Below are 14,969 nucleotides of genomic sequence, written 5' to 3'. Positions count from 1 at the left end.
CCTGCTCACATTTCCGATACGGCCAGGTGCAGCACGGGGTCGGCGCTGTCGTGGCGGCTGAGCTTGCCCTGCACCAATGCGCCGCTGTGCATTTCCAGCACCTTGTAATAGACCTCTCCTACAATGCGGGCTTTTGGCTGGATTTCAAGCATTTCGGACACATACACAGGGCCATTGATCTCGCCACTGACAACCAGGCTCGAGCAGCGCACCTCGCCATCGATGCGCCCTGCCTCGCCCAGCACTATGTGCGTGGACTCGCCCGCCTCGCCCGTGACATTGCCGCGCACATGGCCATCGATGCGCAAGCCGCCGCAAAACAGCAAGTCGCCCTCGATCCGCGTGGAAGCGCCAATCAGGGTGTCGATGGGGTTTTTCGCGTTGCGCTCGAACATGAACGTCATCCTGTCGGTATACGTGGCAGTCCAATTTAGCACAGGTCCGGCAAAAAGGCGCCGGACCCGCGCAAGCACTGCTGCCTATTTTTACGGCAGCAAGGCGATATGCTGCAAACCGGCCGTTTCTTTCAAGCCAAACATCAAGTTCATGCACTGCACGGCCTGGCCAGAAGCGCCCTTGACCAGGTTATCCTGCACCACCAGCACGATGACGGTATTGCCGCCCTCGGGACGGTGCAAGGCCAGGCGCAGCATGTTCGAGCCGCGCGTGGAACGGGTTTCCGGGTGCGAGCCGAATGGCATCACGTCGACGAAAGGCTCGTCCTTGTATTGCGTTTCGAACAAGGCTTGCAATTCTTCATTGCTGACATCCTTGTTCAGCTGCGCGTACAGGGTCGAATGCATGCCGCGGATCATCGGCACCAGGTGCGGCGTGAAGGTCAGCGCCACTTTCTCATCCGTGAAACGCTGCAGCTGCGCCGTCGTTTCCGGCAGGTGGCGGTGGCCGGCCACGCCATAGGCCTTGAAGCTGTCGCTGCTTTCCGAGAACAGGATGCCGATTTCCGCCTTGCGGCCGGCGCCGGACACGCCCGACTTGCAGTCGGCGATCAAGCCGCCCGCATTGACGAGGCCCGCCTTGAGCAGCGGGTAAAAGCCCAGCTGCATGGTGGTCGGGTAGCAACCGGGGTTGGCGATCAGCTTTGCCTGCTTGATGTCTTCGCGGTTCAGTTCCGGCAAGCCATACACGGCCTCGGCTATCAGTTCAGGGGCCGTGTGGGGAATCTTGTACCACTGCTCGAACTTGGCCTGGTCTTTCAGGCGGAAGTCAGCGGCCAGGTCGATGACTTTCACGCCGGCGGCCAGCAGGGCTGGCGCTTGCGCCATCGCAACACCATGCGGGGTCGCGAAGAAGACCACGTCGCACTGTTCCAGGTTCGCCTTGTCCGGCGAGGAAAACGCCAGCTTGACGTGGCCACGCAGGGAAGGATACATGTCGGCAACGGGCAAGCCATCTTCCTTGCGCGAGGTAATCGCCGTCAATTCGACATCTGGATGGGTAGCGAGCAAGCGCAGCAACTCCACGCCCGTGTATCCAGTGCCGCCGACGATGCCAACTTTGATCATGTTCTTTCCTTGTGTATAGATTGCATAAAGATGAAGGGAAACGCTCTCCCTGCGGGTTTTCCGCGTATTTTACAGCGCAACGCAGAGTCACGCTGAAATGCAAAAAAGCCGCGGGACCGAAGTCCAGCGGCTTTTCGACCAGCACCCCGCAAGGTGCTGTAGCGTAGAAATTAACGCTTCGAGAATTGCTTTGCGCGACGTGCTTTGCGCAGACCAACTTTTTTACGCTCGACTTCACGTGCATCGCGGGTCACGAAGCCGGCTTTAGCCAGTTCCGGTTTCAACGCTGCATCGTAGTCGATCAGAGCGCGGGTGATGCCGTGACGAACTGCACCAGCCTGGCCCGACTCACCGCCGCCATGGACGTTGACTTTGATGTCGAAACGCTCGACATTGCCGGTCAGTTCCAGAGGTTGACGGATGACCATCAGACCCGTTTCGCGCGAAAAGTATTCGTTTGCTGGTTTGCCGTTAACAACGATCAAGCCTGTGCCAACTTTGATAAAAACCCGAGCCACTGCACTTTTGCGACGGCCGGTTCCATAATTGTAATTACCGATCATGTCAGTTCCTTAGAGAACAAGTGCTTTAGGTTGCTGAGCAGCGTGCGGATGGGAACCTTCCGCGTACACTTTCAGCTTCTTGATCATTGCGTAGCCGAGTGGGCCTTTAGGCAGCATGCCCTTGACCGCTTTCTCAAGCGCGCGACCTGGAAAACGCTGTTGCATTTTCTGGAAGTTGGTTTCGTAGATGCCGCCTGGATAGCCAGAGTGACGGTAGTAAATTTTCTCAGTAGCTTTGGTACCGGTCACACGCAGTTTGCCTGCGTTGATGACGACGATAAAGTCGCCGGTATCGACGTGAGGAGTAAATTCTGGTTTGTGTTTGCCGCGCAGTCGGAGTGCCACTTCGCTGGCAACACGTCCGAGGACTTTGTCCGTCGCGTCAACCACGAACCAATCGCGCTGGACTTCATGTCCTTTAGCGGAAAATGTTTTCATGTTGACTTCCTAATAGATTACACGCTCAAATGGTGGTTCCGCCGATGTTGCTGTGCGGACTCTGCCTTATTTACTTTTCCTGAGCGAACGGAAAGCCGACAAGTATAAGCGGCTTTGCCCTGCCGCGTCAAGCCACGATGCAGACCGGCTGCGGGCTGGCGGCCGGCACATGGATGGGCATTCCTCTATTACAATACAAAACGCTTACAATTTTCGGAGAGTACGATGGAATGCAAAGTCAGCTGGAATGGCCCGTCGGGCATGAGTTTTCGGGCAGAAACCGGTTCCGGCCACCTGGTGACCATGGATGGCGCGCCCGATGGCGGCGGCCACAACCTGGCGCCGCGCCCCATGGAAATGGTCTTGCTGGGCACGGGCGGCTGCACCGCCTATGACGTGGTGCTGATCCTGAAACGGGGCCGCGAAGCCGTCAGTGGCTGCGAAGTGACCCTGAAGGCCGAGCGCGCCGACACCGATCCGAAAGTCTTTACCAAGATCCACTTCCACTTCACCGTGCGGGGCAAGGCCCTGAAACCGACGGCCGTGGAACGGGCCGTTTCATTGTCGCATGACAAATATTGCTCGGCGTCCATCATGCTGGCGAAAACCGCGGAGATCACGCATTCCTTCGAAATCATCGAGGAGTAGGTCGGATTAGCGCGTGAGCGCGTAATCCGACGACACCAACGGCGCCAACAATGTTGTCGGCTTACGCGCTGCGCGCTAAGCCGACCTACACAGAAATATCAGATGTAATACGCGGTTTTTGTCATCACTTTGCCCATCAACCCCATCAACGCCTTCACGGGCGCTGGCGTGTCGATGGCGCCCAGTCGCTGGGCGGCGGCGCCGTGTTCCACCTCGTCGATGGCCATCTGCTTGACGATGGCGCGCGACTTGGCGTCCTGCGGCGGCAATTCCTGCAGGTGGCTGGCCAGGTGCGCTTCCACCTGGCGTTCCGTTTCCACCACAAAACCCAGGCTGCGGCCGTCGCCCATGCGCGCGGCGATGGTGCCCAGCGCAAACGAACCCGCATACCACAGGGGATTGAGCAGGCTCAGACGCGAGCCCAGCTCCGTCAGGCGCTGCGCCGTCCAGGCCAGGTGGTCTTCCTCTTCGCGTCCCGCCTCGTCGAACTGGGCGCGGATGGCCGGGCTGTGCGCATAGCGCGCCTGCGAGTTGTACAAGGCTTGCGCGCACACTTCGCCCACATGGTTGACGCGCATCAAGCCGGCGCTGTGGCGCTGCTCGGCCGGGCTCAGCTCCGCATCGGGCGCATGTGCGGCCGGCGTGGGGCGCGAGGCCGAGGCCACGCCCGCGATGACGCGCAAGGCCTTGTCGGCGCCAACAATCAAACGATCCAGGGGGTCAAAATGGCGGTTCGCGGTCATCGTGAGCTATTCATGTAAGGGAAAACATGAATTATAGGACGATCAGGGCCAGCCGTCCCCACGCCGCGCGCGGGCCGAACGGGGCTTTATTGACCTGTGCGCGCTTTTTCCTGCTCGATCCAGTCCACCACGGGGCCGACGGCATCGAGCCCGGACAGGCTTTTCGCCACGCCCAGGTTCAGTGAAACCAGGAAAGAAATACTGTCGACGGGAATGTCCGGGCAATGCTGAGCAAACGCGGCGCGAAAACGCTCCGATTGCAGCACGCGCAAGACTTTCTCGCCGCTCATGAATTGCAGCACGCTGGCGATGCTGTGCCCGCCGCCTAGCGAGTGGTAAATAAAACGGTTGTACTTCGCGTCGATCTGCTTGAAATCGAGGGTTTGCTCCGTCATCAGTCCGGCCAGGTAGTACAGTCCCAGGCTGACGCGGAAGAAACCGATGGCTTCGGCACTGGTCATGCCGGCGCGCGCCACGGCCAATACCTTGTCCTGCATCGCCTGATCGATCGTTTGCATTACGCTCTCCCGCGCCGTCCGCCGGCGCCACCGGGCCAGCTTGCATGAAGATGCTGTTTTTTTCAATAGACCAAACGATATTTCCACCTTGCAAGTTACATTTTTTGCATGCTACTCTCGTTGTTCACCGTTGAATGGATGAAACACATGATAGAGGTCAAGCACCTGGCAAAACGTTTCCGCATGCCGCCCCACAAGGGCAAGGGCGTGCACGTGAGCGATCCGCGCGAACATGAGGGCTGGTTCCACGCCGTGCGCGACGTCAGTTTCAGCTGCGCCCCCGGCGAAGTGCTGGGCTTGCTGGGTCCGAATGGCGCCGGCAAGACGACCACCCTGCGCCTGCTGTCGACGGCCTTGCAGGCGGACGCGGGCAGCGCCCTCGTCAATGGCGTCGACGTGCTGCGCCAGCCGCTGGTGGCGCGCCAGAGCATCGGTTTTTTGTCCGGCTCGACGGGCTTGTACGGCCGGCTGACGGCGCGCGAGAACGTGGAATACTTTGGCCGCCTGCATGGTATGCCGGCCGACAAGCTGAAACGCCGCTGCGACGAACTGTTTTCCTTGCTGCAGATGGAAGAATACGGCGGCAAGCGGGCAGATCAGTTGTCGACGGGCATGAAACAGAAGTGCGCGATCGCCCGTACCGTCGTGCACGAGCCGCAAGTGGTCATCCTCGACGAGCCGACCACGGGCCTGGACGTGATGTCGGCCAAGATCCTGCTCGACTTCATCGCCAGCTACAAGGCGCTGCGCGTGCCGCTGATCTTTTCCACGCACCACCTGCACGAGGTGGAAAAGCTGTGCGACCGCGTCTGCATCATCAACCGCGGCACCACCGCCTTCCATGGCACGGTCGACGAACTGCGCCACCTGGGCGGCAGTACCGATCTGTACGACGCCTTTGTCAGCGTCATCAACCAGGGAGCCTGAGCCATGTGGACCATTTATCTGAAAGAGTTGCTGGAACTCACGCGCGACCGCAAGACGCTGATTTTCACCATCCTTATCCCCATCTTTGCCATGCCGCTGATCTTTGGCGGCTTCGCTTATGTTTCCAGCAATATGTTCAAGAACGCGAAAACGGCGGAACTGCGCTACGCGCTGTTCGGCAAGGACCATTCGCCGGGCCTGAGCGCGCGTTTTGCGCAGCAGCACAACCTGCGCGAAGTGCCGCTGGCCAGCGAGGCGGACATCCGCCGCGCCATCGGCGACGACACCATCAAGTTTGCCGTCGTCATCCCGCCGCATTTTGAACAATCACTGAAGCAGCAGGCGCAAGCCAAGGTGACCCTGCACTACAACAGCGCCAGCTCGGTGGACGTGACGCACCAGCGCGTGCGCGAAATCGTCGACGCCTACAACGCCAGCCTGCGCGAAGGGGCCTTGTCCGCCCTGAACCTGAGCCCTGCCCAGCTGGCCTATGCGCTCAATCCCATCGTGCTCGACAAGCAATCGACGGCCAACGAGCGCGAACAGATGGGCGCCATCATCGGCGGCATGGTGCCGTATCTGCTGCTGATGGTGTGCCTGACGGCAGCCATGTATCCGGCCATCGACCTGGGCGCCGGCGAAAAGGAACGGGGCACGCTGGAAACCCTGCTGCTGGCGCCCGTGCCGCGCAGCGCCATCGTGCTGGCCAAGTTCCTCGTGCTGTTTACGGTGGGCATGACCTCCGCCGTGCTGATGGTGGGCAGCATGGGCGTCCTGCTGGCCATCTTCGGCAGCTCGCTGGAAGGCCACATGGCCATCCTCGTGCACAGCATCGGCTTGCCCGACCTGGCCATGGTGACCCTGATGCTGGTGCCGACGGCCGCCATCTTCGCCTCGCTGCTGCTGTCGATCTCGATCTACGCGAAGAGCTACAAGGAGGCGGCCGGCATGATCACGCCGCTGATGCTGTTTGTCATCCTGCCCACGGTGACGGCCATGCTGCCCGGCGTCGAGCTGAACTGGATGTGGGCCATGGTGCCGCTGACGAACGTGTCGCTGGCCATGAAGGAACTGGTGAAAGGCACCATGGATTACCGCATGTTCGGCGTGATCCTGGCCTCGACGACGGTGATCGCCGGCGCGCTGCTGATGCTGTGCCGCTGGTGGTTTAACCGGGAATCGGTTTTATTCCGTAACTGACACTCTCGTGGCGCGGCCGACAAGACCAGGACCGGCCCGCCATCCGCCCTCGCCAACTGCACTCTGGGCACGCGAAAATGCCGTGTATCGCATGCAACTGCCCAGTGCGTCCTAAATTCAATACAATGCCAGCATAGAGTAGCCCTGTCGCATCGGGCAGCAACGCATGAGTTAGGAGTTGTATGGAATTGCAGATCCGCAAATTGTCGAAGACCTACGCGAATGGCGTGGTGGCGCTGGACAACGTTTCGCTGACGATACCGCCCGGGATGTTTGGCTTGCTGGGCCCGAATGGCGCCGGCAAGTCGACCCTGATGCGCACCCTGGCCACCTTGCAGGAATGCGATTCCGGCTCCATCTTCTTCGGCGACTACGACGTACTCGACGACAAGGACGAGATCCGTCGCATGCTGGGCTACCTGCCGCAAGACTTCGGCCTGTACCCGAAAGTGACGGCCTACGAGCTGCTCGACCACTTCGCCATGTTAAAAGGCTTGTCGCAGCGGGCGCGCCGGCGCGAAGTCGTCGATGGGCTATTGCAGCAAACCAATCTGTTCGACGTGCGCCACCAGCGCCTGGGCGGCTTTTCCGGCGGCATGCGCCAGCGCTTCGGCATCGCGCAAGCCCTGCTGGGCGACCCGAAACTGATCATCGTCGACGAGCCGACGGCCGGCCTCGACCCGCAGGAGCGAGTCCGCTTCCACAATCTGCTGTCCGACATCGGCGAAGACAAGACGGTGATCCTGTCGACGCATATCGTGTCCGACGTGGCCGACCTGTGCGCCAACATGGCCATCATCAACAAGGGGCATTTGCTGCTGTGCGGCAAGACCCAGGAACTGATCGACGAAGTCAGCTGCAAGATCTGGGCGCGCTTCGTCGAAAAGAAAGAACTGGCCAGCTTCCAGCAGCGCCACGCCGTCATTTCCACGCGCTTGCTGTCGGGCCGCACCCTGATCCACGTCTACAGCGACGACGACCCGGGCGACGGCTTCGAGGAAGCCATCGGCGACCTGGAAGACCTGTATTTCGCCACCATTGCCGGGCGCCACCGCGTCGCCCCGCAATGCGACTGAGGGGGCGGCCATGTTTGCCATCGCCCGCTTTGAAGCACGACAGCGGCTCAAGCTGCTGTCGACCTGGGTGTATTTCGCCATGTTCCTGGCGCTGGCCATGCTGTGGATGGCGGCCGCAGGCGGCGTCTTCAAGGAAGCGAGCATCAGTTTCGGCGGCAAGTTCCTGATCAACGCCCCCCGTTCGCTGGCGTTCACGTGCAGCGTGCTGGGCTGCTTCGGCGCCGTGGTCGTGGCCGCCATGATGGGCCGCTCGGTGCAGCAGGATTTCGAATACGGCATGCAGCATTTCTTTTTCAGCGCGCCGATCAAAAAATACCAGTACGTCTTCGGCCGCTTCCTCGGCGCCTACCTGGTGCTGGCCGTGGTGTTTTCCAGCATCGTGATCGGCGCCTGGCTGGGCGCCTGGCTGCCCGGCATCGATCCCGAACGGCTGGGGCCGCAGCGGGCGCTGGCCTATCTGATGCCCTACGTCTTTACGCTGCTGCCCAACCTGTTCATCTTCGGCGCCATCTTCTTCGTCATCGCCGCCCTGACGCGGCGCATGCTGCCCGTGTATATCAGCTCGGTGGTCATGCTGATCGGCTACCTGGTGGCGCCGTCGCTGGCGCGCGACCTCGACTACAAGACCCTGGCCGCCCTGATCGATCCTTTCGGCACCACGGCGCTGATACGCCTGACGGAATACTGGCCGAACGCGGAACGCAACACGCGCCTGGTGACCCTGGAGGGCGTGTACCTGCTGAACCGCGCCATCTGGTCCGGCTTCGCCCTGGTGGCCTTGCTGCTTGGCTACTGGCGCTTCCAGTTCCACGCGACGACGGACGCGGGCGCCACCCGGCGCCGCAGCGAGGGCGAGGCGCCGCAGCGCCTGTCGAACGCTTCGCTGTCCACGCAGGAAACACCGGACTTCGCGCAACGCAACCTGGCCGTCCTGCTCGTCAAGATGAGCTGGCTGAACCTGCGCGAAACCATCAAGAACATCTATTTCGTCGTCATCGTGCTGGCCGGCGTGCTGACCATGTATGCGGGCGCGCTGGACATGGGCTCCATCTACGGCACGAATACCTATCCCGTGACGGAAAAGGTGCTGGACATGGTCAGCGCCTCGTTCGCCCTGTTCATGCTGATCATTACCACCTTCTACGCGGGCGAGCTGGTGTGGCGCGAACGGGAAGCGGGCACGCATCTGATGCTCGACGCCCTGCCCGTGCCGAACTGGCTGCCCCTGCTGTCGAAACTGTGTGCGCTGGTCGGCCTGCAAGCCTTGCTGAGCCTGGTCATTATGCTGTGCGGCATGTCGATTCAGGTCTTCAAGGGCTATTACCGCCTCGACCCCGGCCTGTACGTGGAATCGCTGTTCCTGTCGCACCTGCCCTACTATGCGCTGGTCGCCGTGCTGGCCATCTTCGTGCAGGTGCTGATCAATCAGAAATACCTGGCGTATTTCGCCATGATTCTGTACCACATCGCCAGCATCAGCTTTTCCTCGCTGGGCCTGGGCGACCCGCTGCTGCTGTACGGCAGCACGCCGGAGGTCGTGTATTCGGCCATGAACGGCGCCGGCCACTTTGTGTTGCGCGAGCGCTGGTACTTGCTGTACTGGAGCGGCGCGGCCGTCATGCTGACGGTGCTGTCGCTGCTGTTCTGGCCCCGCGGCGCGCAGGACAGCTGGCGCATCCGCCTGCGCCTGGCGCGCCACGGCCTCACGCATGGCGTGCTGGCCAGCTTTGCCGGCGGCGCCCTGATCTTCGTCGGCGCCGGCGGCGTGCTGTTTTACGTTTTCCACCTGGCCAACGATTACCAGTCCGAATTTTCCCGCGATGCGGACCGCGCCAGCATCGAGCGCCAGTACCGCAAGTTTGCCGCCACGCCGCAGCCGAGAATCACCGACGTGAAACTCGACGTGGCCATCTACCCGGCGCAGCGCACCCTGGCCGTCACGGGCCGCTATCTGCTGCAAAACAAGACCAGCCTGCCGATCAGCCACATTTTTGTGCAGCAAGACCCGACCGCCACCATGCGCCTGCGTTTCGATACGCGCGTGCATCCCGGCCTCGATGACGGCAAGCTGGGCTTTTACAGCTACCGCCTGGCCGCGCCGCTGGCGCCGGGCGCCACCCTGGGCCTCGATTTCGACATCCGCTACGCGCCGCGCGGCATCTTCGGCCTGGGCCAGGACACGCCCGTGGTGGCCAACGGCACTTTCTTCACGAATGCCGTGCTGCCGCACATCGGTTACCAGCCGCAGCTGGAATTGACGGACCCGCGCGACCGCAAGAAACACGGCTTGCCCGCGCGCGAACGGGCCTTGCCGCGCGACGATGCGAAGGGATTGGCCGACAATTACGTCAGCAACGACGCCGACCGCATCAACTTTGACGCCACCGTCAGCACCGTCGACGGCCAGACGGCCATCGCGCCGGGCATGCTGGACAACGACTGGATCGCCAAGGGCCGCCATTACTTCCATTACACGATGGACCAGCCGATCCTGAATTTCTATGCGTTCCAGTCGGCCCGCTACGCCGTCAAGCACGAGCGCTGGCAAGACGTGGCCATCGACGTGTATTTCCATCCTGGCCATGAATACAACCTCGAGCGTTTCGTGCGCGGCAGCAAGGAAGCGCTCGAGTACTACACGAAGAACTTCGGCCCCTACCAGCACAAGATCCTGCGCATCGTCGAATTCCCCCGCTACGCCACGTTTGCGCAATCGTTCCCGAACACGATACCGTACTCGGAAGGCCTGGGTTTTATCGCCAAGGTGGACGACAAGAACCCGAAGGATATCGACTATCCGTTCTACATCACGGCGCATGAAGTGGCGCACCAGTGGTGGGCGCATCAGTTGGTGGGCGGCAATACGCGGGGCGCCACCGTGCTCAGCGAAACCCTGGCCGAATATTCGGCCCTGATGGTGATGAAGAAGACCGTGGGACCGGCCAAGATGCGCCGTTTCCTGCGCTATGACCTGAATCAATATCTGATGGGGCGCAGCGAGGAACGCAAGAAGGAATTGCCGCTGGCCGAGAATGAAAACCAGGCCTACATCCACTATCACAAGGGCAGCCTGGCCATGTACTTGCTGCAGGACATCATCGGCGAGGACAAGGTCAACGGCGTGCTGCGCGAGCTGCTCAAGACCTACGGCCAGAAAGGCCCGCCGTATGCGAGCGTGACGGCGCTGGTCCAGGGCTTGCGCCAGGTCACGCCGCCCGAGCAGGCTTACCTGATCGACGACCTGTTCGAGAAAATCGTGCTGTTCGACAACCGCGCCCTGTCGGCCACGGCCAAGAAACGCAGCGATGGCAAATACGCCGTCACCATCAAGGTGCAGGCAAGCAAATTGACGGCCGGCGAACAGGGCGAGGAACACGACGCACCGCTGCATGACTGGATCGAGATCGGCGTCGACGACGCGAATGGCCATCCGCTGCTGCGCGAACGGCTGCGCATGACGGCCCGCGAAGCGAGCTACACCGTCATCGTCGGCAGCCGCCCCGGCAAGGCGGGCATCGATCCTGACAACAAGCTGATCGACCGCAAGCCCGATGACAATATGGTCACCGTCGAGCTCGACGAACCATGACGAAAAATGGCCGCCCGTTTCAATGATGGGCGGCCATTTTTTTTCGTGTCACACGGGAATCAGGCTGCGGCGCAGCGCGTCACCAGGCTCAGGCTGATGCCCATTTCCGTCAGGTGCTGCATGTCGGCCAGGCTCAAGTCGAGCGGCGCATCGACCGTGTCGTCGCCATTCAGCTCCAGTTGCAGCTCGGCCACGATGCGCGGCATGGTGAACGTCACGCCGCGCGAACGGCATTCGGCCAAGTAGCTGCGTATGCGCGAGGGCAACACTTGCGATTTGGGCGCTTGTGCGATCAGCACATCGAAGCCGGAATCGAGATGCACGCGATTCGCGCCCTTCGCCTCGCCCTTGCGCCATTGCCGCTCCGGATCGGTAGGCAAGACTTCGAGGATGGATTTGAGCGTGGGGTCATCCCCATGCACGCACAGCTTCGCCATATTCATATTGCAAGACTTTCTAGTCAGGACGCCGCCAGGAAGGCGGCGCGATCATCAGACCGACAAGTCTACGCATGGAAGGCAAATATGTCCATACGGCAATATTTGGCATCAAGCTCTAATAAGCTCTCATTTGTGCTGCATCAAACAGGCGGAACCAGCTTATTCCGCCTGCCACACACAATTACAGTGCCACGCCGCGTGCCTGCAAGGCGGCCCGCACGCCGGCGCCGTAGGCTGGGTCGGCCTGGTCGAAGTGAGCGAGCTGACGCTGCAAGGTTTCCGGCCGCACCTGACTCAGGGGGCCGGCCAGGTTGTCGAACAGGTTTTGCCTGGCCTGGGCCGACATCAAGCGGAACAGATTGCCGGCCTGCGTGTAATCATCTTCCACGCCGCGCCCATCGTAGCGGGCCGCGCCGCCAGCCAGCGCCAGCGCCCCCTCGCCATGGCCCAGCCCTTGCGGCTGCGTGCCCGCCGCCGCCACGTTCGCGTAATTCTGCGCAGAACTGCCATTGTGGATCGCCATGCCGCCGTCGCGCTGCTGGTTATGGAAGGGGCAGCGCGCCGCATTCACGGGCAAATGCTGGTGGTTCGTGCCGACGCGGTACAGCTGGGCGTCGTGGTAAGCGAACAAGCGGCCTTGCAGCATCTTGTCCGGCGAGTACCCCATGCCGGGCACGGCGTTGGCCGGCGAAAAGGCGGCTTGCTCGACTTCCGCGTGGTAATTGTCCGGGTTGCGGTTCAGCTCGAAAATACCGACGGGCAACAGCGGAAAGTCCGCGTGCGGCCACACCTTCGTCAGGTCGAACGGATTCCAGCCCGTACGCTGCTCCCATGCATCGAGCTGCTCCTGCGTCGCCACCTGCAGCTTGACTTCCCACTGGGGGAAATCGCCGCGCGCGATGGCGCCGAACAGGTCGCGCTGGGCGTAGTCCGGGTCGGCACCGGCCAGGCGGCCCGCTTCCGCCGCAGGCAAATTCTTGATGCCCTGGCGCGTCTTGAAATGCCATTTCACGTACACGCGCTGGCCGTCCGCATTGATCAGGCTATACGTGTGGCTGCCGAAGCCATCCATGTGGCGGTAGCCGTCCGGCGTGCCGCGGTCCGAGAACAGCATGGTGACCTGGTGCAGGCTTTCCGGCGCATGGCTCCAGAAGTCGAACATCATCTCGGCCGATTTCAGGTTGCTTTGCGGATCGCGCTTTTGCGTGTGGACGAAATCGGGGAACTTGATCGGGTCCTTGATGAAGAACATCGGCGTGTTGTTGCCGACCAGGTCCCAGTTGCCCTCTTCCGTATAGAAACGCACGGCGAAGCCACGCGGGTCGCGTTCCGTATCCGCACTGCCGCGTTCGCCGCCCACGGTAGAGAAACGGGCGAAGGTGGCCGTCTGCTTGCCCACTTCACTGAACAGCCTGGCCTTGGTATAGCGCGAGATGTCGTGCGTGACGGTAAAGGTGCCGTAGGCGCCCGAGCCTTTGGCGTGCACGACGCGCTCGGGAATGCGCTCGCGGTTGAAATGCTGGAGTTTTTCGATCAGGTGAAAGTCTTGCAGCAGCAGGGGGCCACGGGGGCCGGCGCTGATGGAGTTCTGGTTGTCGGCGACGGGGATGCCCGAGGCGGTACTGAATGGCGGCTGTTGGCTCATGACTGCTTTTCCTTCGTTGTTGACTGATGAAACCTAGTGTAACGAGGTCAACAACAAAGGAAAAGGTAATTGATTTTATCGAACTGATAGCTATTTACAATGCACAGCCGTGAGCATCGCACACGCCGCCCAGTTCCGCCTGCAACTTCGCCGGCTGGCCCAGGAAGCCGCCGATATCGATCACGGACAGCTTGCCGCTGCCATCGTCGAGCACGAACGTGGGAAAGCCCTGTCCGCCCACCTGCGCCAGCAAGGCGCGGCTGGCGTCGATGTGCTGTTGCGTGGCGGCGCCCGCCTGCCGTGCATACGCGGCCTGGAATGCCGTCCCATCCATGCCCAGCTCTTGCGCCAGCGCCGCCAGCACGGGCACGTCGGCGATGCGCAAGCCGTCCACGTAATGGGCGCGCTGCACGCGCTGCAGCATGTCCAGGCCCTTGCCGGCCAGCGATTCAGCCGCCAGGATGGCCGTGATCGGCGGCTCGGAATCCATCATGGCCGTCGTGTCGTTCAGCAAGCCGTTGATATAGGCGTCGCCGAAGGGCTGGCCCGACATTTGCTCGATGCGCCGGTCATGCGGCAGCACATAGCCGCGCCAGGCGGGCGTGATCTGGCGGCGATTACTGCCCGTCATCATGCCGCCGCCGTGGAACGCCACCGTCAGGCCGGGCACGGCGCGCGCCGCCTCGACCAGCGGCGCCGCGCCGTAGCACCAGCCGCACAGGGGGTCGAAAATGTAGTGCAATGTGGGCATGCCGGCGTTGCCGCTTACCATTTCATTTCACCCTTTGCCACCTTGGCGCTCGTTTCTAAAGCACCATCGAGGCCGAGTTGCGGGTAGTGCTGTTTCATGGCGGCGATCAGGGCGGCCGAGTTGGCGGCCTTGGCCGTTTCCGCTTCAAACGTCACCAGGTAGTCGCGCGTAAAGCCGATGCTGTCGGGCGTCAGGGGCGAACCGACCTTGAAGTGGCCAGGCACGACGGTAACGGGTTTCAGCGCCGCGATGCCGTCGAGGGTCTTGAGCCAGTCCTGGCGCGATTGCAGGCTTTGCGTATCGGCCGTCCACACGTGCAAGTTGCCAAACAGCACGACGCCGCCGACGACGGCCTTGATCGATGGAATCCACACATAGGTGCGCGCTGGCGTCGGGCCGGCGATGTCCAGCGACTGGCCTTCCAGGCTGATGCGCTTGCCTTTCAATGCTTCGGGAATGACGATGCCGTGCGGCGCATTGTCCTTCAAAATCGGGCCCCAGTAGGCGACCTTGGCGTCAGCCTTGCGGCGGATTTCCGCGACGGTTTCCGGCGTGGCGACGATCTTTGCCTGCGGGAAAGCCGCCTTGATCACGTCGAGGCCAAAGTAAAAATCGGGGTCGCTGTGGCTAATGTACACAGTCGTCAGTTTCTTGCCGCTGGCGCGGATCTTTTCCACCAGCTTTTGCGCTTCGGCGCGCGAAAACTGCGCATCGATCAGCACGGCGTCATGCTTGCCCGCCACCAGCACGGAAGCGACGGGGAAAATCGCCGCTTCGCCCGGGTTGAATACTTCCAGGCTCAAGGGAGCGCTGGCGGCGGCAGAAGCGGCGCCGGCGGCAAACAGGGTGGAAACAAGAACGCTGCGGATGGATTTGGAGAACATGATCTGCCTTCACAAAATGATTGG

15 protein-coding genes are annotated in these 14,969 nt (G+C 61.7%); 5 read left to right on the top strand and 10 right to left on the bottom strand.

Annotation, left to right across the window (positions count from 1 at the left end; translation table 11 throughout):
* Positions 1 to 5 precede the first annotated feature (5 nt).
* The 4 genes from CSQ95_RS12675 to rplM form a co-directional block, all read right to left on the bottom strand.
* Entirely contained in the window at positions 6 to 395 is a 390-nt protein-coding gene (locus CSQ95_RS12675; protein ID WP_070222864.1) for a polymer-forming cytoskeletal protein, read from the bottom strand.
* A 90-nt stretch (positions 396 to 485) separates the two neighbouring features.
* Positions 486 to 1,523: an N-acetyl-gamma-glutamyl-phosphate reductase gene (gene argC / locus CSQ95_RS12670; protein WP_070312424.1), complete on the bottom strand. Its 1,038-nt coding sequence runs from the start codon at positions 1,521 to 1,523 to the stop codon at positions 486 to 488.
* Between the two features lie 170 nt (positions 1,524 to 1,693).
* Positions 1,694 to 2,086: a 30S ribosomal protein S9 gene (gene rpsI, locus CSQ95_RS12665; protein WP_010393285.1), complete on the bottom strand. Its 393-nt coding sequence runs from the start codon at positions 2,084 to 2,086 to the stop codon at positions 1,694 to 1,696.
* A gap of 9 nt (positions 2,087 to 2,095) precedes the next feature.
* The gene (rplM, locus tag CSQ95_RS12660; protein WP_010393282.1) at positions 2,096 to 2,524 is read right to left on the bottom strand and encodes a 50S ribosomal protein L13; all 429 of its coding nucleotides are present in this window, start codon (positions 2,522 to 2,524) and stop codon (positions 2,096 to 2,098) included.
* A gap of 225 nt (positions 2,525 to 2,749) precedes the next feature.
* On the opposite strand from rplM, the gene CSQ95_RS12655 reads away from it, so the two are divergent.
* On the top strand, positions 2,750 to 3,172 hold the full coding sequence (locus CSQ95_RS12655) for an OsmC family protein (RefSeq protein ID WP_070222716.1): 423 nt from the start codon (positions 2,750 to 2,752) through the stop codon (positions 3,170 to 3,172).
* 98 nt (positions 3,173 to 3,270) lie between these two features.
* Here CSQ95_RS12655 and coq7 read toward each other — a convergent pair whose 3' ends face one another.
* Together coq7 and CSQ95_RS12645 are read right to left on the bottom strand one after the other, a co-directional pair.
* Positions 3,271 to 3,915, bottom strand: a complete 645-nt coding sequence (gene coq7, locus CSQ95_RS12650) for a 2-polyprenyl-3-methyl-6-methoxy-1,4-benzoquinone monooxygenase (RefSeq protein WP_099409771.1) — start codon at positions 3,913 to 3,915, stop codon at positions 3,271 to 3,273.
* Between the two features lie 86 nt (positions 3,916 to 4,001).
* Positions 4,002 to 4,433, bottom strand: a complete 432-nt coding sequence (locus tag CSQ95_RS12645; protein ID WP_070289994.1) for a hypothetical protein — start codon at positions 4,431 to 4,433, stop codon at positions 4,002 to 4,004.
* A 147-nt stretch (positions 4,434 to 4,580) separates the two neighbouring features.
* Here CSQ95_RS12645 and CSQ95_RS12640 point away from each other — a divergent pair, with 147 nt between their 5' ends.
* From CSQ95_RS12640 to CSQ95_RS12625, 4 genes are all read left to right on the top strand, one after another.
* Positions 4,581 to 5,360, top strand: a complete 780-nt coding sequence (locus CSQ95_RS12640; RefSeq protein WP_099409770.1) for an ATP-binding cassette domain-containing protein — start codon at positions 4,581 to 4,583, stop codon at positions 5,358 to 5,360.
* A gap of 3 nt (positions 5,361 to 5,363) precedes the next feature.
* Complete coding sequence (locus CSQ95_RS12635; protein ID WP_099409769.1) at positions 5,364 to 6,560, top strand: ABC transporter permease; 1,197 nt, start codon at positions 5,364 to 5,366, stop codon at positions 6,558 to 6,560.
* Between the two features lie 182 nt (positions 6,561 to 6,742).
* Positions 6,743 to 7,636, top strand: coding sequence for an ABC transporter ATP-binding protein (locus CSQ95_RS12630; RefSeq protein WP_070222726.1), 894 nt, complete (start codon positions 6,743 to 6,745; stop codon positions 7,634 to 7,636).
* Positions 7,637 to 7,646: 10 nt separating this feature from the next.
* Positions 7,647 to 11,225 carry a M1 family aminopeptidase gene (locus tag CSQ95_RS12625; RefSeq protein ID WP_099409859.1) on the top strand — a complete coding sequence of 1,193 codons (3,579 nt, stop codon included), beginning with the start codon at positions 7,647 to 7,649 and terminating at the stop codon, positions 11,223 to 11,225.
* Positions 11,226 to 11,284: 59 nt separating this feature from the next.
* On the opposite strand, the gene CSQ95_RS12620 is transcribed toward CSQ95_RS12625, so the two are convergent.
* The 4 genes from CSQ95_RS12620 to CSQ95_RS12605 all read right to left on the bottom strand — a co-directional run bounded on the left by CSQ95_RS12620 (position 11,285) and on the right by CSQ95_RS12605 (position 14,945).
* Entirely contained in the window at positions 11,285 to 11,668 is a 384-nt protein-coding gene (locus CSQ95_RS12620) for a hypothetical protein (RefSeq protein ID WP_070222728.1), read from the bottom strand.
* A 178-nt stretch (positions 11,669 to 11,846) separates the two neighbouring features.
* The gene (locus CSQ95_RS12615; RefSeq protein WP_099409768.1) at positions 11,847 to 13,310 is read right to left on the bottom strand and encodes a catalase; all 1,464 of its coding nucleotides are present in this window, start codon (positions 13,308 to 13,310) and stop codon (positions 11,847 to 11,849) included.
* Between the two features lie 94 nt (positions 13,311 to 13,404).
* Positions 13,405 to 14,061 (bottom strand): DsbA family protein, encoded by a 657-nt coding sequence (locus tag CSQ95_RS12610; RefSeq protein WP_099409858.1) that lies wholly within the window; start codon positions 14,059 to 14,061, stop codon positions 13,405 to 13,407.
* 14 nt (positions 14,062 to 14,075) lie between these two features.
* A complete protein-coding gene (locus CSQ95_RS12605; protein ID WP_099409767.1) occupies positions 14,076 to 14,945 on the bottom strand; it encodes an MBL fold metallo-hydrolase in 870 nt (289 codons plus the stop codon).
* Between the last annotated feature and the right edge of the window lie 24 nt (positions 14,946 to 14,969).

Source organism: Janthinobacterium sp. BJB304, from assembly GCF_002735765.1.
Taxonomy (GTDB): domain Bacteria; phylum Pseudomonadota; class Gammaproteobacteria; order Burkholderiales; family Burkholderiaceae_D; genus Janthinobacterium.
Note: the sequence above shows the minus strand (reverse complement) of the source record. Positions and strands in the feature narration are given on the sequence as shown.